This window comes from Ruminococcus sp. (assembly GCF_016283395.1).
The window spans coordinates 1-21,023 of record NZ_JAEEMU010000047.1 but is presented as its reverse complement, the minus strand read 5'-3'; the positions used below and the strand labels follow the sequence as shown (position 1 = coordinate 21,023).

Sequence of the window (21,023 nt, the reverse complement as noted above, 5' to 3'; positions counted from 1 at the left end):
GGACAGGCAAAACTGTCCGCATCGTCATATAGGGAGAATATAAATGGAAAAGATATATTTTATAGTTAATCTTGTTGCGGGGAAAGCGGTTATCAGCAAGAAACTGGGGAAAATAATAGACGAATTCGTTAAAGACGGATATGAAGTGACAGTACATACTACTCAGAGCAGCGAGGATGCCGTGGAGCAGGCTGTATATGCCTGTGAGAACGGCTTCGACAGGCTTGTGGTAGCAGGAGGCGACGGTACTCTCAGTCAGTGTCTGCAAGGGGTAATGGACAGTGAAAGAAAGATACCGATAGGCTATATACCTGCGGGTTCTACAAATGATTTTGCGAAGAATCTTGGTATCCCCTCGGATAAGATGAAGGCGGCGGAGGTCGCTGCTATGGGAGAGCCTGTGTTATGCGATGTGGGCGGCTTCAATGGCAGGTATTTCTCGTATGTTGCAGCTTTCGGAGCTTTTACCAATATTACGTATGAAACTTCTCAGAGAGTCAAGAATGTATTCGGACACGCTGCTTATATAGCAGACGGTGCGACTCAGCTGGGACATATAAAGGCAAAGCCTATGCGCATAGAAAGCGGTGATACCGTAATAGAAGGAGACTTCATATACGGTATGGTAACTAATACAGCTTCTGTGGCAGGTATGATAAAAATGAAGAATTTCATGCTCGATGACGGAGCTTTTGAGGTGACTCTCGTAAGAAAGCCGCAAAATCCTGCCGAACTCGGAAAAACAGCATTGTCACTTTTAAAGAATGATATGACGGATAAGAACATAATCTTTTTCCGTACGGACAATGTTACTATCACCAATCTTTCCGACGAGCCTTTTTCGTGGACAAGAGACGGTGAATACGGCGGTGTAGAAGTGGTCAACCACATCTGCTGCCATAAAAAAGCGGTATCCTTTATTGTTAATAACAAGGACGGACTTCCCTTGGAAAAGGAATGAGTATGAAAAAAATTTACGGAAACAAGCAGCTTCTTGATACTCTTGCAGGTATGGCTTCAAGCGGAAGAACTGCACACTCTCTGCTGATATGCGGTGAAAAGGGCAGCGGCAGGAAGCTTATGGCAAGGTATTACACACAGTCGCTCATGTGTGAAGCTCCCGTGGGTGAAAAGCCCTGCGGTGTGTGCAATGCCTGCGCCAACATAGAAAAGGGCATACACCCTGATGTGGTATTCCCCGAAAAGACGGGAAAGCTCAATAATTTCAGCGTCAAAGAGGCAAGAGATGTCATAGCTGACGCATATGTAAAGCCCAATAACAGCAGCGGCTGTAAGGTGTATATTTTCGAGGACTGCCATAATGTTGATATCAGAACGCAGAACGCTCTGCTGAAGCTCATAGAAGAGCCGCCCGATTACGCTTATTTCATCTTCACCTGCGGTTCAAAGTCGGAATTCCTGCCCACTATCATATCACGATGCGTGTGCTTCACCACATCGCCCGTGACCGAGGAAGAGGCTGCACAGTCCCTTGCCGAGAGCGGTTATGAGCCCGACGATATACGCAGGGCTGTTGATTGCTTTCATGGCTGTATAGGGATGTGCGAGCAGTATATAACAGATGAAGAGCTGAGAAAGCGTGTGGATTTGACAAAAGCCCTCGCAGATAGTATAATAAAAAAAGATGAGTATGCTCTCAATGTGGGATTTTTCTCACTCGGACGCGAACGCGATGACGTAAGAGAGGTGCTTTCTATGCTCGACAAGCTGGTGCGTGATGCAGCAGTGCTTGGAAAAGACCCGAACGGGCAGACTATAGGCTGTTTCCGTGAGGGGGCAGTGAGACTGTCGGAGCTTATCATACCGAGTCAGGCGGCAAGGATACACTCGTGTATCGAAAAGGCATGGGGCGCAGTCGAGAGCAATGTAAGTATACCGCTGGTGCTGACGGCACTTTGCGCTGAGATAATGGATATCATCGGATAGACCATAGATAGGAGCTTTCTATGAAAGAAATAGTCGGAGTACGCTTTAAAAGTGTAGGAAAAATATATTACTTCTCACCGGGAGATATAACTGCTCAGGTGGGAGATCATGTTATAGTCGAAACAGTCCGCGGAGTTGAGTGCGGAGAGGTAGTTATCGCAAATCGTCAGATAGAGGACGAGATGATATCATCACCGCTGAAGCCTATAATAAGACTTGCAGACGATAACGACATGAAAGTTGTTGAAAAGAATAAGCAGCGTGAAAAGGACGCTTTCAAGATATGTGAGGAGAAGATAGCATTTCGCAAGCTCAGCATGAAGCTGGTTGATGTGGAGTGTACATTCGATAACAATAAGCTTCTCTTCTATTTTACAGCCGAGAACCGTGTAGACTTCCGTGAGCTTGTAAAAGACCTTGCGGCAGTGTTCAGAACGAGAATTGAGCTCCGTCAGATAGGTGTCAGAGATGAAGCGAAGATACTTGGCGGACTTGGCATCTGCGGCAGAGAGTTCTGCTGTAAGGGATATATGGGTGACTTCCAGCCTGTATCGATAAAAATGGCTAAGGAGCAGGGACTTTCTCTTAATCCTACAAAGATATCGGGTACCTGCGGCAGACTTATGTGCTGCCTCAAAAACGAGCAGAACGCTTATGAGGAGCTTCTGAAAATAACTCCTAAGATAGGAGCTATCGTAGTTACTCCCGATGGTGACAAGGGCAAGGTGGAGGACGTAAACCTTATCACAGGAAAGCTCCGCGTAAAGACTGATAAGTCAGAAGTGCCAGTAACTCTTGACAGAAGCGAAGTAAAGCTTCTTAAAGACGTTGAGATAAGAGTCAACCGTGAGGAGCTCAAGGCTCTTAAAAATCTTGAGGAATAATAATGGATAAGCAGCCAAAGACCAATTACGGTCTGCTTCTGGATAAGAAGCTTGCAGAGCTTGAAAAGAGCGGCGAAAGACCGTCGCTTCTGCTTCATGCCTGCTGTGCGCCGTGCAGCAGCCATACTCTTACGGTACTGGAGAAATACTTCCGTATCACGCTGTATTTCTGCAATCCCAACATAGCTCCCGAGGAGGAGTTCGCTTTCAGATTTGATGAACTGAAAAGGCTGGTCAGGGAAATGGGACTTGATATCCCTATCATTGAAGAGCCTTATGACTCTGCACCTTTTTATGAGCTGGCAAAGGGACTTGAAGATCTTCCCGAGCGCGGTGAACGCTGTAGGAAGTGTATAGAGTATCGCTTGAGAATGGCAGGTGATAAGGCTAAGGAGCTTGGCTGTGATTTCTTCACGACCACTCTTACCATAAGTCCCCATAAGGACTGCACTTTCATAAACGAGTGCGGAGCACGTTTGCAGGAGGAGATTGGAGTGCCTTATCTGTTTTCGGATTTCAAGAAGCATGAGGGCTATAAACACTCAATAGAGCTGTCAAAGCAGTATAACTTATACAGGCAGAATTACTGCGGCTGCGTCTTTAGTAAAAAAGCCGTTAGCCTGTAGGGACGGCGTTTTGCCGCTATAAGAAAAAATGTGCCGTAAGCGATGTTCGACTAACATTTATGATAAATGTGAGCGAGCTTGCGAGCGACAACGTGGATAGGGGGCGCAGACACTGCGCTGTATGGGCTGCCTTTGGCAGCCCGTGTCATATATACAAGCTGTAGGGGCGAGTTCCGCTCGCCCGAGAGGTGCATGAGATAGTATGAAAAGCTTTTACGTGTACGAAATGGAATACACAGGTGAGTCTGTAACGGCGGATAATGTAAAGCTGCTGCCGTTCTGTGATAAATATTATAGCCAGTATGAGCGCATATACAATGAATGTTTCTTTGATATGCGAAAGGCACTGGACATCGAGCCGTATAACTTCCTGTATGATATTCAGCAGCTTAACGGTAAAAAGGAAAATATCTTCCTGCTCATGGAGGGCGAAACTATCGTAGGCAGTGTGGGCTGCTTCGGTGCGGAAATTGATGACCTTATAGTGAATAAGAGGTATCAGGGAAAAGGCTTCGGAAAGCAGCTGCTCATATGGGCGATAGGGCATATCAGAGAATATACCTGCGAGCCCATAACGCTTACAGTGGCTGAATGGAATAAAAGAGCAGTGGGATTATACACGCATAACGGCTTTGTGATAAAAAGCAAGGAGCTTATAAGCCGTTAATGTATGACACACATTTTGCTTTTTGTAATAGGGCAGAAATTAGCCGTTTTTCAATGGAAAAACGTTGAATATTACAAAAATTGATTTTGAATTCTATGTTTTGAACAAAAAACAGAACACATATTTGTTGATAATAAAGGGTGAAGATAATGGGAAAAGAACTAAAAACAAACGCAATGCGTTTCCTTGACAAAAGCAAGATAGATTATACCGTGCAGACTTACGAGTGTGATGAATTCATCGACGGTATACATACTGCCGAAAAGCTTGGACAGCCTCTTGAAGAGACTTTCAAGACACTTGTGGCTCAGGGCAAGAGCGGAAACTATTTTTGCTTCCTTATACCTGTAGCACTTGAGCTCGATATGAAAAAGGCTGCAAAGAGCGTGGGAGAAAAGTCCGTGGAGCTTATCCACGTAAAGGACATAACCAAAATAACGGGATATGTCCGCGGCGGCTGTACTCCTATCGGCATGAAAAAGCAGTTTATGACGGTAGTACATAACAGTGCTGAGAGCCTGCCGCTGTTCTACATAAGCGGCGGACGCATAGGAACTCAGATACACCTTTCGCCGCAGGAGCTTGTAAAGGCTATACGCGGTAAATTTGAAGATATTATCCTTTGATATTTCAGATATAGTTAGGGAAGGAGGCGGCATATGAACAGTGAGCTTATAAGCGAGGAGCTTTACAGCGTTGGCAGAGTTGTGGTCGACAAGAGCCTGCATACTCAGAGCGGAGACGAAGCCTTTTATTCTTTTTTCGGAAATGATGTTACCTATTCCATAAGGCGTACCATTGACGATGACGACTTTCCGAGACTTATGGAGTGTATAGAAAAGGTGTCTGTGGGCGAAGTACGCAGGACTGTTATACGAATGAAAGGTATCAGCGGCGAATACCGCTGGATACTGGCAGCTGTAAGGCTTTTCGGAGCAGGTGAAGCAGAGCCCCTTTACTCCATAACTTTCAGCGATGTGCTGTCTCTGGAGTCACTGGCATACAGCCGCGAGAGCAAGTCCGCGGAATACCGCAGCGTACTCAGTCTTATTTCAGACCTTGCCTTTGAATACAGCTTCGAGACAAAGCGCATACGCATATATATGTTCGAGTGTTTCCGTGAGATAGTCCTGCTTGACGAGGAGCTTGAAAAATGGCGCAGTAATGCCATAGAAGCAGGCTATATCCTGACAAGATACATCGAAACATTCAATTCTCTTTGCAGGGATATCAGAAGCGGAGTCTACCGCTTCGACCATGAACTTGAAACGTCGATGTTCACTGAGGGCAAGACCCGTGAGACCTGCCTTTTCAGAGGCATAACACGTTATGATATGCCCGATGCAAAAAAGGTCAGCGGTATCATTTCCGTTGTGGATTCGCGCAGCAAGACCAAGGATATAAACCTTGCGCTTGAAGCGAATAAGGACTCGCTTTCCTCACTGCTCAACAAACGTGCGGTAACTTCCTTTGCTCAGGGGATACTTGCGGAAAAGCCTTCGTATACCGTTGATCTTGTGATACTTGATATCGACAACTTTACGGACATAAATAACGTTTACGGACATCTTTTCGGTGATGAAGTCATATACAAGGTAGCTTCCATAATCAGGGCTGCCATAGGTTCAAGGGGCATAGCAGGAAGAATAAGCGGAAGCGGCTTCCTTATCGTACTTGAAAATACCCGTGATGAGGAGGACCTGCGAGGTGTACTCCGCGCAATAAGGACAAATACTGAGTTTGCTTTTGCGGACAGGTCGGAAAAGATACACCTTACCTGCTCAATGGGAGTGGCTGCATATCCTGTGGACAGCGAAAGCTATGACGAGCTTTTCATGCAGGCGGATAAAGCTCTGTATATAGCCAAGGAAAAGGGACAGAACCGCTATGTCATCTATGATATCAATAAGCACGGTCCTGTGGAAAAGGATATGGAAAACAAGATAGCCTTCCTCAGCGGAAAGGGCGAAGCTTCCGAAAAACTCAGCTTCGTAAGCGGACTTGCGGAAAATCTTGTGCTGGGCAGGATACCTGATATTTCGGTGCTTCTGGAGCAGGTGCGCTCACAGTTCGGCATAGATGATATATGCGTATTCTCGGGCAGCGATATGGGACTTATGCTCAGCTGCGGAAATGCAGCATCGAAAAATGCATCATATCTCCTTGAAAACAATTATACCGACCGCTTCTCGGGTGACGGTATACTCGTCATAGACAACGTGAACGAGCTTGAAGGACGCGATGACAACGCCTTTGCCAAGCTTACCGAGCAGAATATAGGCGGCGCAGTTCAGTACCTGATGACAGAGGACAGCATGATAAAGGGCATGATATCCTTCTGCTATATAGGACGATTCAAAAAATGGTCGGTGGCGGATATAAATTATTTTGCGGTCATAGGCAGAACTATATCCGCGCTTCTCAAAAAACAGGCGTATATCTGAGTTGTATTGGATATTACTTACTAAAAACGTACAACTCTATTGTGCAAGCATACAAAGTTTTGCCGAAAGTGCAACGAAATGGCTTCCTGAACGTACTTATATAGTAGAAATACTTTTATAGGGGTGATACCATGGAACGTACATTAACTGCATTTTCGGCAATTATTCTTCTCATAGGCTGCTGCACAGGCTGCGGCAGGAACGTAAATACTTCAAAAATAAAGATCCCCGACATAGCTTTTTTGTATTACAAGAGCTCCGAGGCTGGTCTGACAGGCAAGTTTTGTGACAAAAACGGCAATTGCTACAGTGTATTGTCCGATGAGGTCAATTATCTGAAGCCTGATGAGCTTATGGAAAAATTCTCAGAGGGCAGTCTGGAAAAGGATATAAAGCTGTTAAAGATCTTTGATAAGGACGAGCTTGATAAGATGTACATAAAGTTTGCAGGAGCTTTGGATAAGGATAATATCGGACTTGTCCAGCCTGAGGAACTGCCTGCTGTGGAAGCTCCGACAATGGCATGGTATGGGGTATATTACGATAAGAACGGCTGTGCTGAAAAAATATGCATACACGAGAATAAGTGTATGACAGGCATAAATTCGGGAAATAACGACATAAACGACGTTTATAAGTGGCTTTCTGATAAACTGTAAAGAAGAAATTAGCACTCTCACATCGAGAGTGCTAATTTTCATTATACTTTCACAAACCCGTGATATTTCTTTCAAAAAAAGGCAGTATCATATAGACAATGAAACGAAAGGAAGCGATACCAATGGAAAGTGCATATAATGAGGTTAACTGCATAGGATAAATATGAGGCTTGTCAGACGGACAGGCAATATAATTATTTGGAGGCATGAATTATGTATGGACTTACACCTTTCGGCGGCACAGGCTTTGGTCTGTGGGACGCATTCAATGATTTTGACAATGATTTCTTCGGCAGCAAGATGCCGCTGAACAACTGTCGTACCGATATCCGTGATGACGGAGACAAGTACGTTATGGAATCGGAGCTCCCCGGTTTCGACAAGGAAGATATCAAGCTCGATATCAACGGCTCGCAGCTTACTATAGCAGCTGAGCATACTGCAAAAAATGATGAAAAGGACGACAAGGGCAATTATATCCGCCGCGAGCGCACATTCGGCTCGTACAGGAGAAGCTTCAACATCGGAGATGTAAATACTGACGCTGTAAGCGCAGAGTACAAAAATGGCATACTCACCATTGAGCTCCCGAAGAAAGCTCCTGAAGCTCCTGTCGCAAAAAGACTCGAGATCAAGTAAGGGAAAACCTGCCATAATATAACACACACTTTGAGCCATGAAGGACCATAACTCTTCATGGCTCCTTTTTTATTAGTGATAAGTTGTTAGTGCTTAGTGATTAGTTGAGCTATCGTTTTGGTGGTTAACTACTCACTACTTACTACTCTCTACTCACTAAATGCCGCGTGGACTCCGCGCTTTATGCAGGATTAACATTCAAGGGGGCTGAATTCCGTCGGAATGTACAAATCGAATGGTTTGTACAAATAAAATCTTCACTTTTAAGTTGAAATATGTTATAATACATTTATGAGTATCTATCGGAGGTGAACGGCTAAAATTGAAAAGGCTCTACATCACAGACCTTGACGGTACACTTCTTGATCCCGATGGAAAAATTACCGAAAAAACAGCAGATATACTGAACAGGCTCACGGCTGAGGGAATGTATCTCACCTTTGCCACAGCAAGGTCGGTATACTCCGCAAAGCCCATAACATCGGCTCTAAATGTGAATGCCCCGTGTATACTCATGAACGGTGTCAGCATATACGATCTGAAAGGCGACTGCTATATCAAAAACGAGTACATACCCGTAAGTGCTTCGGCGCAGATAACAGATGCCTTTAAAAAAGCAGGGGCGGAATGTTTCATGTACCGCTTCAATAACGGGGTGCTGACCTGTTATTATACCGAGATAACCAGCCGCGTGATGAAGGCTTTTGCTGAGGTGCGGAAAAACAACTACAACAAGCCATATGTGCAGTGCAGCTCGCTGCTTGAAGCCGCCGATGATATGACTATATATTATACGGCGTTGACCGACTATGAAAAGCTTATTCCCGTAAAGGAAACTATCGACAGCATGGAAGATGCAGACTGTGCATTCTATAAGGACACCTACACAGGAAAGTGGTTTTTAGAGGCGTTTTCCGCAAAAGCATCGAAGTCCAACGGTATACGCTTCCTGCGTGAGAGGTACGGCTTTGATGAGGTAGTGGCGTTCGGTGACAATCTCAATGACCTGCCTATGTTTGAGCAGGCTGATATAAAAATTGCAGTAGGCAATGCAAGAGAAGAGGTAAAGGCTGCCGCAGACTATATCATCGGCACTAATGACGATGACGGAGTTGCACGGTGGCTGCTCGATGAATTTTAAGTTGAGAGTTGAAAGTTGAGAATTGAGAGTTAATGTGTTCGCTTCGCTCACATGATTAAAACAATGTCGCCGAAGGTGACACCATAACTCTAAATTCTCAACTCTCAACTAACATAATTGATGTGGTAATTTTTAACATGAAAGGAAAATACATAAAATGAAAAAATTAATGCTTGGAAACGAAGCTTTTGCAAGAGGCTTATATGAGGCAGGATGTCGCGTCGTATCAAGCTATCCGGGTACTCCTTCAACTGAGATAACCGAAGAAGTAGCTAAGTATGACGAAGTTTACGCAGAATGGGCACCTAATGAAAAGGTCGCTATGGAGACAGCTCTTGGAGCTTCTATAGCAGGTGCAAGAAGCTTCTGCGGAATGAAGCACGTTGGTCTCAACGTTGCTGCTGATCCGCTTTATACAGCAGGTTATACAGGCGTTAACGCAGGTATGGTCATCGCAGTAGCTGACGATCAGGGTATGCACTCATCACAGAATGAGCAGGACAGCCGTCATCACGCTATCGCTTCAAAGGTTCCGATGCTTGAACCATCTGACTCTACAGAATGTAAGGAGTTCGTCAAGCTTGCTTTCGAGCTTTCAGAGAAGTTTGATGCACCATTTATAGTAAGAATGTCCACAAGAGTTGCTCACTCACAGAGCATCGTTGAAATGGAAGAGCGCAATGATCTTCCTCTCAAGGACTATGAAAAGACACCGAGCAAGTTCGTTATGATGCCTGCTTACGCTAAGGGCAGACACGTATTCGTTGAGGAGAGAACAAAGAAGCTCATTGAGTATTCTGAAACAACTCCGCTCAACAGAGTTGAGATATCTGACAAGGCTGAATTTGGCGTTATCACAAACGGCGCAGCTTATCAGTATGTCAAGGAAGCTCTCGGCGACAAGGCTTCCGTACTCAAACTCGGTATGGTAAATCCTCTCCCTGTAAAGCTCATTCAGGACTTCGCTAAGAAGTACGAGCAGGTTTACGTTATCGAAGAGCTTGACGGCATTATCGAAGAGCACTGCCGCAATATCGGTGTGAACAATGTAAAGGGCAAGGAGATATTCGGCTACATAGGCGAGCTTCCTCAGTCTGTTATCGCAGAGAAGCTTCTCGGCGAGAAGAAGGATTACGCTGAGCTTGACGAGAATATCCCTGTACGTCCTCCTGTAATGTGCGCAGGATGTCCTCACAGAGGTCTGTTCTACTGCTTAAAGAAGCTTGGCGTTACAGTATCGGGCGATATCGGCTGCTACACTCTCGGAGCTGCTGCACCGCTCAACGCTATTGATACAACTATATGTATGGGTGCTTCTATTTCGGGACTCCACGGCTTCAACAAGGCAAGAGGAACTGAGTCGGAGCATAAGACAGTTGCTGTTATCGGCGATTCTACATTCATGCACAGCGGTATGACAGGTCTTGTAAATATCGCTTACAATAATTCAAATTCTACAGTTATCATTCTCGATAACTCTATCACAGGTATGACAGGTCATCAGCAGAACCCGACTACAGGTAAGAACCTCAAGGGTGATCCTGCTGCTGCTGTTAATCTTGAAGAGCTCTGCAAGGCTATCGGCATCAAGCGTGTCCGCGTTACTGATCCGTATAAGCTTGCCGAGACAGAGGCTGCTATCAAGGAGGAGCTTGCTGCTGACGAGGCTTCTGTAATTATTTCTCGCCGTCCATGCGCACTTCTCAAGTACGTTAAGCACAATCCGCCTGTAAAGGTGAACCATGACAAGTGCGTAGGTTGCAAGCAGTGTATGAAGCTGGGATGTCCTGCTATCTCAATGCGTGACGGCAAGGCTGTAGTTGACCACACTCTCTGCGTAGGCTGCGGAATTTGCCAGGAGCAGTGTAAGATAGGAGCTATTGAATAAGTTCATTCAAGGCGTTGAATTGCAGTTCCTATGACGGGGGCGGAGGCTCTCCGCACAGGAACAGTGTAAGATAGGAGCTATCGAATAATTAGAACTAAGATCTAAGTAGGGGACGGCGTCCACGACGTCCCGTATTTTCGGACGCATTATAAGACGAACTAATTAACGAGGTATTACAATGAAAATAAGAAAAATAAACTGTCCCTACTGCAATGTAATGATGAAGTACATAGGAACAAAACGTATACAGCTCGGAAAAAGCGGCTTGATATTCGAGCACCTTGACCAGTGGGTATCGGGTGCGCTTACAGTGAGCATATACGAATGTCCCGAGTGTGCAAAGCTTGAGTTTTTCAGATTTAAGAAAACAAAGAGGAAAAAAGATGATACAGTTACCAATATATGAGGAGTTCGCACATTGGCTGGACGACCTTTTTGAAAATAACGATATGCCCGAGGAGACTAAGGCTTTCTGCTTTAATCTCTATGAGGAGTCCGATGAGGACCATATCTACGGAGCACAGCTCATAGCCGCAGGGGAGTTTGACCCTGATGACAAGGACGGCGACTGGGCTTGCGAAGAGGTGTGGAGCAGCGGAGAGAATATCTTTACTGTTGATACCTCAGATGAGGACGATACAGGGTGGAACCATGCGCTTGAGCTGTTTAAGGAAATGGCTGAAGAATACCTGAAAAATGGTAAATACTCAGGAATTATCAAGGGGGCAAAGGGAGCTGCCATCGGTTTTGTTGATGGTGAGCTTGAATTGTTATCCTGAGTGAAGAATCGTTGGGAGGATATGAAAAATGGATGATTTAATGGGTGGTATCGGAAATTCCAACGGAATGGACGATATAGGTGATATGCAAAAGCTTGCTCAGCAGGCGGCTGAGGAAGCTGATAAGGCAGCTGCGCAGACTGCTCAGCAGTCAACGGGCTACAGCAATGCGCAGAGCGGCTACGGACAGCAGTCCACAGGCTACAGCGATGCACAGAGCGGCTACGGACAGCAGTCCACAGGCTACAGCAATGCACAGAGCGGCTACGGACAGCAGTCCACAGGCTACAGCGATGCACAGAGCGGCTACGGACAGCAGTCCACAGGCTACAGCGATGCACAGAGCGGCTACGGACAGCAGTCCACAGGCTACAGTAATACACAGAGCGGCTACGGACAGCAGTCCACAGGCTACAGCAATGCGCAGAGCGGCTATGGACAGCAGTCCTCAAACAACTACAGCAGCTACGACTCAAGGAGCGGCTATCCTGCATCGGATACGGTATACGGCGGCTATGGTGAAGAATCAAAGCTCATGCCTATAGTTAAAGGTGTGCTTGGCGCAGTACTTGGAGCTATTCCTGGTATCATACTTATAATCCTTGTGGCAAGAATGGGCTTTATCGCTTCACTTTGCGGCGCAGTAATGGCTGTATGTATCTTCTTCGGATACAATCTGTTTACTAAAAACTGCAATCTGGAGGAGAAAACAGGTCTTATCATCTGTGCTGTCGTAATGATATTTGCGATTTATTTTGCAGTCCGTACATCATGGTGTCTGGAAATATCATCGTTCCTGCAAAAGGATCTCGGATTTAAACCGGGTGAAATAGACAGTGAAATATTGTATGAGTTTTTAGGTATCAGAGATGTTACATTTTCTGAGATATCGTCCGAATTTGGAAATTTGCTGGAAAAATGCGAATGCAAGGGCAAATTTATCACTTCGTTGCTTGAAAATATTGCTTTTGCGGCACTTGGCGGCTTCGGAACATTTACTAAATTCGGCAATGTAAAAATATAATCAATAATCTTTTAAGGAGTAATATAAAATGGAAACAAAATCTATTATGATCGTAGGTGTCGGCGGACAGGGTTCGCTGCTCGCTTCGAGACTTCTGGGAAATGTGCTTCTTGCACAGGGCTATGACGTAAAGGTCAGCGAGGTACACGGAATGTCGCAGAGAGGCGGCTCGGTCGTAACATACGTAAAATATGGTGATAAGGTATACTCACCTGTAATAGAAAAGGGTGAGGCTGATGCAGTTATCTCATTTGAGCTTCTTGAAGCTGCAAGATGCCTGCCTTACCTCAAAAAAGGCGGAAAGCTCATAACTTCCACACAGCAGATAGACCCTATGCCTGTTATCACAGGTGCTGCACAGTATCCTGAGAACCTCGTTGAAAAGCTCAAGGCAGCAGGTGCAGAGATCGTTGCAGTTGACGCACTTTCACTGGCAGAGCAGGCAGGTACTGCAAAGGCTTCAAACGTAGTACTCATGGGCGTACTTGCTTCACGTATGGATTATCCCGATGAGCTCTGGCAGAAGGCACTTGAACAGTGTGTACCGCCTAAGTTCCTCGAACTCAACAAGAAGGCTTTTGAGCTGGGCAAGGCTGCAAAATAAGTTATTAGTTTATAGTGATTAGTGCTTAGTTAATAAGGAGAACGTATGAATAGCTATCGTGAACTTATAGTATGGCAGAAGTCAATGCAATTAGTTAAGGCTGTTTACGCGCTTCTTGAGACTTTGCCAAAGAAAGAATTATTTGCGCTTGATTCTCAGATGAGACGGGCAGTAGTTTCCATACCTTCAAATATTGCTGAAGGTCAGGGCAGAAATACTGCAAAAGAATTTGTGCATTTCCTTTCGATTGCAAGAGGTTCAAAATTTGAGCTTGAAACCCAGATACTGATCTGCATTGAACTTGGATACTTTTCATCGCGATCAGCTGAAAAGTCGTTGAAATTGTGCGACGAGATAGGGGAAATGATAAATTCGATCATTGTTAAGCTGAATTCAAAAACTAATCACTAATTACTAATCACTAACCACTTGTACATAATTTATGTTACAGAATAAATCCAAAAATAAGGAGTAGAAGTCCAATGGAAAAATATTGGAACAAAGAGATCGAATGTGCATCGCTGGAAGATATGAAGAAACTTCAGGACGAGCGACTTGTTGCACAGGTAAAGCACGTTTATGAAAACGTTAAGTATTACCGTGATCTTATGGACGAAAAGGGCGTAAAGCCTGAGGACATCAAGGGAACTGAGGATCTTCACAAGCTGCCGTTCCTCAGCAAGGCAGACCTCAGAGAGGCATATCCTTACGGACTCCTTGCAAAGCCGCTCAGCGACTGTGTAAGGATACATTCCACAAGCGGTACTACAGGTAAGAGAGTAGTTGCTTTCTACACTCAGAACGATGTGGATATGTGGGACGAGTGCTGTGCGAGAGCTATTACAGCAGCAGGCGGCACAAACGAGGACGTGGTACAGGTAGCTTACGGCTATGGACTGTTCACAGGCGGTATGGGACTTCACGGCGGTTCACACAAGGTTGGTTCTCTTACTCTTCCTATGAGTTCGGGAAATACTGAGAGACAGTTGCAGTTCATGCAGGATCTCGGTGCTACGATACTTTGCTGTACACCTTCTTATGCGGCTTATCTCGGTGAAGCACTTCACGATATGGGACTTACTCCTGATGATATCAAGCTCAAGGCAGGTATCTTCGGTGCAGAGCCGTGGACTGAGGAAATGCGCCGCAGCATCGAAAAGTCACTGGGTATAAAGGCTTTCGATATCTACGGACTTACAGAGTCAAGCGGTCCCGGTGTTGCATTTGAATGTTCAGAGCAGACAGGTATGCACATCAATGAGGACAACTTTATCCCTGAGATAATTGATCCCGAAACGGGAGAGGTGCTCCCTGAGGGTGAGGTCGGTGAGCTTGTATTCACAAGCATAACAAAGGAAGCATTCCCGCTTCTTCGTTACCGTACACGCGACCTCTGCAAGCTCAGCAGAAAGAAGTGCTCATGCGGACGTACTCTCATAAAAATGGCTAAGCCTATGGGCAGAAGCGATGATATGATGATAATCCGCGGAGTAAATGTATTCCCGTCACAGATAGAAACAGTTCTCATTGAACAGGGCTATTCACCTAACTACCTCATCGAAGTAGACCGTGTAAACAATACAGATACTCTCGATATCAGCGTAGAGATGAATCCCGATCAGTTCTCAGATAAGGTTAAGGATATGCAGAAGCAGGAGCGCGATCTGGCTGTTGCCATTAAGACAATGCTGGGTATCAATCCTAAGGTACATCTCGTTTCACCTAAGTCTATCACAAGAAGTGAAGGCAAGGCTGTAAGAGTTATTGATAAGCGCAAGCTTCATGATTGATTGTTTTGAGCAGGAGTATTGAGCTCCTGTGATATAAATTTCCATTTATTTTAAGGAGGTTTCATTTATGAAAATCAAAATTTTTTCCACAAATTATATGCCTGAGCAGGAGAAGTATCAGCGTTTCGCTGCTTTTGAGAATGAGCTTAATCAGTTTATCTCTACAGTTAAGGTAATAGATATAAAGTTCAGTTCCGCAGCAGGGCTCTGCCACGATGCACAGACTCATGTAAACGAGTATATCGACGAGTATTCTGTACTCGTAATGTATGAGGATCTTCCTAAGAACTGATCCTTCCTCTTGCTGATGCAGAAAAATATTGACCACAAAGGAGGGAGATCATATGTCAAATGTAAGACAGATCTCGGTTTTTGTAGATAATAAGCCTAATCAGGCAGCCGGTGCCATGAGGATAATCAAGGAGAGCGGTATAAATCTCAGAGCTCTCAGCCTTGCTGATACCGCTGATTTCGGCATAATCAGACTCATCGCCAATGATACGGAAAAGACAGTGGATATTCTTAGAGCGGCTTCATACGCAGTAAATGTAACAGAGGTGCTGGCAATATCCATACCTGATTCTCCCGGACAGCTCAGCCGTGTGCTGGATGTGCTCGGTCAGGATAATGTTAATGTTGAATATATGTACTCGTTCCTCGGTACTTCGGACAGGGCTGTATCCTTCGTTATCCGTGTTGATGACAATGCTCAGGCTTCAGAAGCACTTAACAAAGCTGGTATTATTCAGCTTACCGAAAATGATATAGCTGAAATGTGAGTATTGCACAAAAAGCAAGGCTGCACTTAAATTTATTATGAAAACACTTGACATAATTCCTGTTGTTGTTGTATAATAAAAATGCAATATTTAACGAGAAAATATTGAACAGGAGTGATTTAAGATGGGAATTCTCGATAAATTTAATGATGCAAGCAGGGGTGTATCTGAAAAGGCTAAAAATATCTCAGAAGCAAGCAACCTCAAAAGAAAGATCCTTTATGAGGAAGAGCGTATAGTTGAGATCTTTACTGATATCGGTAAAAAGTACTATAAAAATCAGGGCGAAGATCAGGCAGCTCTTAAAGTTCTTTGCGATGATATAGATACAAGACGCAGAAGGATCAAGAAGATGAGATATGAGCTTAACGGTATCAGAGGATATAAGATATGTCCTAAGTGTGATGCCGAAGTCAATGAACGTTTTCAGTTCTGTGGCCGATGCGGTGCAAGACTTCCTGATATTGATGATGACGATTTCATGTCGCTTGAACCCAACGACTACTATACAGAAAGCAGCAGCAATTTCTTTGATGCTGATTCTAATAAGAACTATTGATCACATGGGCTGTTCTGAGGCTATCGGAACAGCCTTTTTGTTACCGAACTGACGGCTTATGCGTTTGCATAGCCTGTTTGCAGGGATACACAGTATGAACCAGAAAAGTGAAAAGGGGATGCATATCTGTCCGAGAAAATTAAAGGGCATATCCGAGTAATCCCATACGTTCCAGTGCATAATAACATTGTCGAATATCCCTACGGTAAGCTCTATGGCGGTTATCATGACCGTACCGATTATACAGCTGCGTATGAGCGTCATAGTGCGGCGGCTGTTTATTGCATAGAGTATCGTAAGTACGGTGCCGCCCGTCAGCGACATTGTCCAGTGAGTGTAGCCGCGCATGACTATTTCTATAAGACTGTAGCAGAAATAGCCCATAAGAAATGAAAATAACAGCTGTGAAAGCTTCATACCTATCAACTCCTTTTGGTTTTAGTATGGCGTTTTTGCAGGGCTTTATACAGAAAGAGAGTTGAATAAATATGAGAAAAAGCTGTATACTTATGCATATATCAAGTCTGCCGTCGGACTACGGTATAGGTAAAATGGGAAAGGCTGCCTTTGCATTTGTGGATTTTCTGAAGTCTGCCGAAGTCAAATGCTGGCAGATACTGCCCCTTTCACCTACAAGCTACGGCGACTCGCCGTACCAGTCTTTTTCGGTAAAGGCAGGCAATCCATACTTCATAGACTTTGAAGTGCTTGAGTGTGACGGACTTCTTGAGCATCACGAGTTTGCTTCCTTTGAGTGGGGAAGTGACCCTGAAAAGGTGGATTACAGCCTTTTGTACGACCATTGCTATGATGTGCTGAGGATAGCGTTCAACAGGTTCAAGCCTGCAAAAGCACAGGGATATAAGGAATTCTGCGATGCCAACAAGAAATGGCTCGATGAATATGCACTGTTCATGGCTTTGAAATTCCGCTATGACGGCAAGCCGTGGTATGAGTGGGACAGCGATATCTCCATGCATAAGCCCAAGGCTGTTGCAGCTGCAAAAAAGGAACTGAAAAAGGATATCTCCTTTTATAAGTTTATACAGTATGAGTTCAACAGACAGTGGAGCGAGCTGAAAAAATATGCAAATACGAACGGTATCGAGATAATCGGTGATATCCCTATATACTGCGCTCTGGACAGCGTTGAGGCGTGGGCTTCACCTAAGCTTTTCCAGTTTGACAGAAAGCGTCGTCCCGTAGCTGTTGCAGGCTGTCCGCCAGATGATTTCTCGCCCCTTGGTCAGCTTTGGGGAAATCCGCTTTACAACTGGGACTACCATAAAAAGACGGGTTATGAATGGTGGATAGACCGTATCAAGGCGGCTTCCGAGCTTTACGATATCGTGAGGATAGACCATTTCCGCGGCTTTGAGAGCTATTACAGCATACCCTTCGGCAACGAGGACGCTACTATTGGCGAGTGGGAAAAAGGTCCGAATTACGAGCTTTTCAGACTTGCTGAGGAAAAGCTGGGCAAGCTGAATATCATTGCTGAGGACTTGGGATTTATTACTCCCGAGGTAAGAGAGATGCTGGATAAATGCGGCTACCCCGGTATGAAAGTGTTGCAGTTCGGATTCAGCGGCGGAGATAACGAGTATCTGCCCCATAATTACAGCAGTACCAATTATTTCGCGTATACGGGCACTCACGATAACGAGACTCTCATCGGCTGGGTGGATACGCTTGATAAGAAGTCGCTGAAATTTGCTAAGCAGTATCTCTGCGTCAAGAAGAAAAAGGAGATACCTGCGGCAGTTATACGCGCTGCATGGGGAAGTGTTGCGGAGGTCGCTGCTGCACAGATTCAGGATTTTCTTGACAGTCCTAAAGAGGGCAGAATGAATACGCCATCTACTCTCGGCGGCAACTGGCAGTTCCGCACAAGCAAGTCGGACTTCACGCCTGAGCTTGCGAAAAAGATCCGCAAACTCAATCGAATTTATAACAGATAAAAGTGGACGACGTTAAAGATAATACTGATATAGTTCAGCCCCGAGGCAAAGCCTTGGGGCTTGTTCGTTTTTTCCTTTAGTCCGTTGTAGGGAGTCATCGTCCCTTACAAACTAACAACTAATCACTAAAAACTAACCACTTTTTAGTGACGAATGTCACTGAGAAAGTGACGGATGACATCTTCCAAAACTTCGTTTTATGCAGTATAATCATATTAACAAAGGAGAGAAAAAAGATATTGCGTAATGATTTTTAAGGAGATGATCTTATGACAAAAAATGGTCAGATTTTCAAGAGGATATGCTTCGGTGGTATAGGCGTATATCTTGCCAACTGTATATGCATCGCCGCCGATGACAGATTGCGTTCACCGCTGTGGGATTACCTCGGACTTGGCTATACTTCGTTTTTCGGTGTTGTCCTGGTACTCTCTGTATTCGGACTTATAACTCTTGCAATTTCACAACATATCAAAAAGCGCAAAGTCACAGGCTTGCAGCCTATCTCCAGAAAATACACCATATCGTTCATAGTATCATATATACCATACGTGCTTTTGTTATTGTACAGCCTTTATTGCAGCAAGTTTGGTTTCACTTTCTTCACAACGTCATACGGCTGGGAAGGCTTCTACAGTGCATTTGTTATAATGGGATTTGTATTCTGTGTTATTCCTGTTTTTCCGTTCTGCATTTTCTGGCAGATACTCTACATAGTCAAGTGGGTGCGCAACAGAAAAGCTAGACAAGAAAAACATATTTGATTTTATGAAAAAGTATTTCGATAGCATGGTAGTTAGTAATTTAGTGACAAATGTCACTATCAAAATAACAAAATAGCCTTTAAATGTTCATATTTATAGTGTATAATGATTATAACAGCTTATTTCAATCTTTTTTTCGGGTTTGATTTTAGTTGTACTTTTACGCACAAACATTCAAGAGAGATGGACAAAAAATTATAAAACGGAGGTGAAAAAGTTTTTTATTAGGTGTTTCAGTGTAGGGGATGATGCTTGCATCATATTGAAACATTTTGGAGATGATTTATTTTAGGGAGTGAGCGTATGAATAAAAAAATTATGAAAGAAGCTTTATTAGCTACAATTCTGGATATTATCTTTATCATTTCAATTGTTCTGCTGAACGAAAAACATTGTAATGTAATACTGATCCTGAGCAATGTTGTTGTTGGCTGCACTGTCAAGGCAGCAGGTTTCTGGAATGATCTCGTCGCTGATAATGGCCACACCCACCTCGGAAAACGTTTTGAGGTAAGCGCACTTGCTTTAGGACTCTTTGTAGTTGCTGCTCTTATTATGCTATGGGCAGGTTTATGGTTTGTTCTTTATGCAGGAGTTGGTCTGGCTGCAGTATTTGTTTATGACTGGATAGCATATTTCCTTTTCAAGTCTTATGCACATTCAAGAAAGAACAAAAAGATCAAAGCTTAAGAAACACAACTTTATGTGCTGCGGAAGTGTGTACTGCGGTGCTGTAAAAACAATGAAAGATATTATCATTGAAATAATCACAAAGCCCCCCGATATTGATATGGGGGGCTTTTTATGTTAAAATATAAAAATATGTAAAGCTGACTTGACAAAAAATGTAAAGCGTGCTATACTATAATTACAGAGAAAGTAAAGTAAACTTTACTTCAAGGGAGGTAATACTATGTTTGGGGCAATAAAAGTTTTTTTTGATGCGGCATTACCATGGGTGGCAGTAAGTGTTGTACTTGCTGTGGTTATGACTTACAGTAAGAATGATAAGGAGAAAGAGAATGAAAAATAAAATTCAGGAGCTGCGGAAAGCCCGAAAGGTCACGCAGCAGGAACTTGCAGACGCTTTAAGCGTTACGCGTCAGACCATCATATCACTGGAAAACGGAAAATACAACGCATCTCTTACACTTGCTCACAAGGCGGCGCAGTTCTTTGGCGTAACTATCGAGGAACTGTTTATTTTCGAGGGCGATGAAAACTTATAAGGAGAACTATTATGGAAGAATTCAAGAAAAAAATAAAGTTCAGATTTCAGTTATGCACAATGTATACGTGTTCGGGAACAATGTTATATTTCTTACTCAGTCGCTTCACCGAGAACGTTCCCGACTTCTCAAGAGGAATGCTTACAGGACTTCTCGTAGGCGGCGACTTGCTTGCGGTATTTTATATGATAAGATGTTTTGTTCTTCTGCATGATGAGAAGAAACTGAAAGAAGCATACATAAAGTCTGCTGACGAGCGAAACAAAGAGATCTCCAAAGAGACAATGCGTACCGCATCAGTTATCTCCCTGATGTGTACAGGACTTGCAATAATAATCACAGGCTTTTTCAGCAAGACAGTAAGCATAACCCTTTTTTTAGACATGACAGCAGGTGCTTTGATAACGGTACTTGTAAATCTGTATTACAACAAAAAAATGTGAATTTGTAAAGGAGGAACATTATGGAGAATTTCAGAATTACAATAAAGAAGAGGATTTATTTTTTCATTATTCTTGCGGTTATCATGGTTGCAGGAATAATTCTGCTTGCAGCATTCGGAAGAGCTAATGACGGATTTAATGCAACAAGCGGCATATTAGGCGCAATGCTTGCAATTGCTGTCGGCAACATCATTAC

26 protein-coding genes are annotated in these 21,023 nt (G+C 44.1%); 25 read left to right on the top strand and 1 reads right to left on the bottom strand.

All coding sequences use genetic code 11. From position 1 onward, the window contains the following. Positions 1 to 43 precede the first annotated feature (43 nt). The 20 genes from QZZ41_RS11760 (at position 44) to QZZ41_RS11665 (ending at position 16,430) form a co-directional block, all read left to right on the top strand. Positions 44 to 961 carry a diacylglycerol kinase family protein gene (locus QZZ41_RS11760; RefSeq protein WP_295072274.1) on the top strand — a complete coding sequence of 306 codons (918 nt, stop codon included), beginning with the start codon at positions 44 to 46 and terminating at the stop codon, positions 959 to 961. 2 nt (positions 962 to 963) lie between these two features. Continuing rightward, complete coding sequence (locus tag QZZ41_RS11755; protein WP_295072271.1) at positions 964 to 1,947, top strand: DNA polymerase III subunit delta'; 984 nt, start codon at positions 964 to 966, stop codon at positions 1,945 to 1,947. A 20-nt stretch (positions 1,948 to 1,967) separates the two neighbouring features. Then, positions 1,968 to 2,831, top strand: a complete 864-nt coding sequence (locus tag QZZ41_RS11750; protein WP_295072268.1) for a stage 0 sporulation family protein — start codon at positions 1,968 to 1,970, stop codon at positions 2,829 to 2,831. A 2-nt stretch (positions 2,832 to 2,833) separates the two neighbouring features. Continuing rightward, complete coding sequence (locus QZZ41_RS11745) at positions 2,834 to 3,457, top strand: epoxyqueuosine reductase QueH (protein WP_295072265.1); 624 nt, start codon at positions 2,834 to 2,836, stop codon at positions 3,455 to 3,457. Positions 3,458 to 3,659: 202 nt separating this feature from the next. After that, positions 3,660 to 4,124: a GNAT family N-acetyltransferase gene (locus QZZ41_RS11740; protein ID WP_295072262.1), complete on the top strand. Its 465-nt coding sequence runs from the start codon at positions 3,660 to 3,662 to the stop codon at positions 4,122 to 4,124. A 149-nt stretch (positions 4,125 to 4,273) separates the two neighbouring features. Beyond that, positions 4,274 to 4,750 carry a Cys-tRNA(Pro) deacylase gene (gene ybaK, locus QZZ41_RS11735; RefSeq protein WP_295072259.1) on the top strand — a complete coding sequence of 159 codons (477 nt, stop codon included), beginning with the start codon at positions 4,274 to 4,276 and terminating at the stop codon, positions 4,748 to 4,750. Between the two features lie 33 nt (positions 4,751 to 4,783). Beyond that, complete coding sequence (locus QZZ41_RS11730; RefSeq protein ID WP_295072256.1) at positions 4,784 to 6,568, top strand: GGDEF domain-containing protein; 1,785 nt, start codon at positions 4,784 to 4,786, stop codon at positions 6,566 to 6,568. Positions 6,569 to 6,699: 131 nt separating this feature from the next. Further along, the gene (locus tag QZZ41_RS11725) at positions 6,700 to 7,227 is read left to right on the top strand and encodes a hypothetical protein (RefSeq protein WP_295072253.1); all 528 of its coding nucleotides are present in this window, start codon (positions 6,700 to 6,702) and stop codon (positions 7,225 to 7,227) included. Positions 7,228 to 7,440: 213 nt separating this feature from the next. Beyond that, positions 7,441 to 7,866: an Hsp20/alpha crystallin family protein gene (locus QZZ41_RS11720; protein ID WP_295072249.1), complete on the top strand. Its 426-nt coding sequence runs from the start codon at positions 7,441 to 7,443 to the stop codon at positions 7,864 to 7,866. A 322-nt stretch (positions 7,867 to 8,188) separates the two neighbouring features. After that, positions 8,189 to 9,007: an HAD family hydrolase gene (locus tag QZZ41_RS11715; protein WP_295072247.1), complete on the top strand. Its 819-nt coding sequence runs from the start codon at positions 8,189 to 8,191 to the stop codon at positions 9,005 to 9,007. 157 nt (positions 9,008 to 9,164) lie between these two features. Continuing rightward, entirely contained in the window at positions 9,165 to 10,895 is a 1,731-nt protein-coding gene (gene iorA, locus QZZ41_RS11710; RefSeq protein WP_295072244.1) for an indolepyruvate ferredoxin oxidoreductase subunit alpha, read from the top strand. 178 nt (positions 10,896 to 11,073) lie between these two features. After that, on the top strand, positions 11,074 to 11,301 hold the full coding sequence (locus QZZ41_RS11705) for a hypothetical protein (RefSeq protein WP_295072241.1): 228 nt from the start codon (positions 11,074 to 11,076) through the stop codon (positions 11,299 to 11,301). Continuing rightward, positions 11,279 to 11,674 carry a hypothetical protein gene (locus tag QZZ41_RS11700; protein ID WP_295072238.1) on the top strand — a complete coding sequence of 132 codons (396 nt, stop codon included), beginning with the start codon at positions 11,279 to 11,281 and terminating at the stop codon, positions 11,672 to 11,674. Before QZZ41_RS11705 ends, QZZ41_RS11700 begins: the two co-directional genes overlap by 23 nt. A 28-nt stretch (positions 11,675 to 11,702) precedes the next feature. Further along, complete coding sequence (locus QZZ41_RS11695) at positions 11,703 to 12,698, top strand: hypothetical protein (protein ID WP_295072235.1); 996 nt, start codon at positions 11,703 to 11,705, stop codon at positions 12,696 to 12,698. 28 nt (positions 12,699 to 12,726) lie between these two features. Continuing rightward, positions 12,727 to 13,302 (top strand): indolepyruvate oxidoreductase subunit beta, encoded by a 576-nt coding sequence (locus tag QZZ41_RS11690; protein WP_295072232.1) that lies wholly within the window; start codon positions 12,727 to 12,729, stop codon positions 13,300 to 13,302. A gap of 45 nt (positions 13,303 to 13,347) precedes the next feature. Continuing rightward, entirely contained in the window at positions 13,348 to 13,713 is a 366-nt protein-coding gene (locus QZZ41_RS11685) for a four helix bundle protein (RefSeq protein WP_295072229.1), read from the top strand. Between the two features lie 71 nt (positions 13,714 to 13,784). Beyond that, entirely contained in the window at positions 13,785 to 15,092 is a 1,308-nt protein-coding gene (locus tag QZZ41_RS11680) for a phenylacetate--CoA ligase family protein (protein ID WP_295072226.1), read from the top strand. 67 nt (positions 15,093 to 15,159) lie between these two features. Beyond that, a complete protein-coding gene (locus QZZ41_RS11675) occupies positions 15,160 to 15,384 on the top strand; it encodes a hypothetical protein (RefSeq protein WP_295072223.1) in 225 nt (74 codons plus the stop codon). Positions 15,385 to 15,436: 52 nt separating this feature from the next. Continuing rightward, complete coding sequence (locus QZZ41_RS11670; protein ID WP_295072220.1) at positions 15,437 to 15,871, top strand: amino acid-binding protein; 435 nt, start codon at positions 15,437 to 15,439, stop codon at positions 15,869 to 15,871. Between the two features lie 124 nt (positions 15,872 to 15,995). Beyond that, positions 15,996 to 16,430, top strand: a complete 435-nt coding sequence (locus QZZ41_RS11665) for a zinc ribbon domain-containing protein (protein WP_295072217.1) — start codon at positions 15,996 to 15,998, stop codon at positions 16,428 to 16,430. Here QZZ41_RS11665 and QZZ41_RS11660 read toward each other — a convergent pair whose 3' ends face one another. Further along, entirely contained in the window at positions 16,431 to 16,847 is a 417-nt protein-coding gene (locus QZZ41_RS11660) for a hypothetical protein (RefSeq protein WP_295072214.1), read from the bottom strand. It lies immediately after the preceding gene. Between the two features lie 71 nt (positions 16,848 to 16,918). Here QZZ41_RS11660 and malQ point away from each other — a divergent pair, with 71 nt between their 5' ends. The 5 genes from malQ (at position 16,919) to QZZ41_RS11635 (ending at position 20,827) form a co-directional block, all read left to right on the top strand. After that, the gene (malQ, locus tag QZZ41_RS11655; RefSeq protein ID WP_295072211.1) at positions 16,919 to 18,391 is read left to right on the top strand and encodes a 4-alpha-glucanotransferase; all 1,473 of its coding nucleotides are present in this window, start codon (positions 16,919 to 16,921) and stop codon (positions 18,389 to 18,391) included. A 269-nt stretch (positions 18,392 to 18,660) separates the two neighbouring features. After that, a complete protein-coding gene (locus tag QZZ41_RS11650; protein WP_295072208.1) occupies positions 18,661 to 19,155 on the top strand; it encodes a hypothetical protein in 495 nt (164 codons plus the stop codon). 303 nt (positions 19,156 to 19,458) lie between these two features. Beyond that, positions 19,459 to 19,845 carry a hypothetical protein gene (locus tag QZZ41_RS11645; protein WP_295072205.1) on the top strand — a complete coding sequence of 129 codons (387 nt, stop codon included), beginning with the start codon at positions 19,459 to 19,461 and terminating at the stop codon, positions 19,843 to 19,845. A gap of 332 nt (positions 19,846 to 20,177) precedes the next feature. Further along, positions 20,178 to 20,384 carry a helix-turn-helix transcriptional regulator gene (locus QZZ41_RS11640; RefSeq protein ID WP_294410849.1) on the top strand — a complete coding sequence of 69 codons (207 nt, stop codon included), beginning with the start codon at positions 20,178 to 20,180 and terminating at the stop codon, positions 20,382 to 20,384. Between the two features lie 11 nt (positions 20,385 to 20,395). Then, entirely contained in the window at positions 20,396 to 20,827 is a 432-nt protein-coding gene (locus QZZ41_RS11635; protein WP_295072202.1) for a hypothetical protein, read from the top strand. Positions 20,828 to 21,023 lie beyond the last annotated feature (196 nt).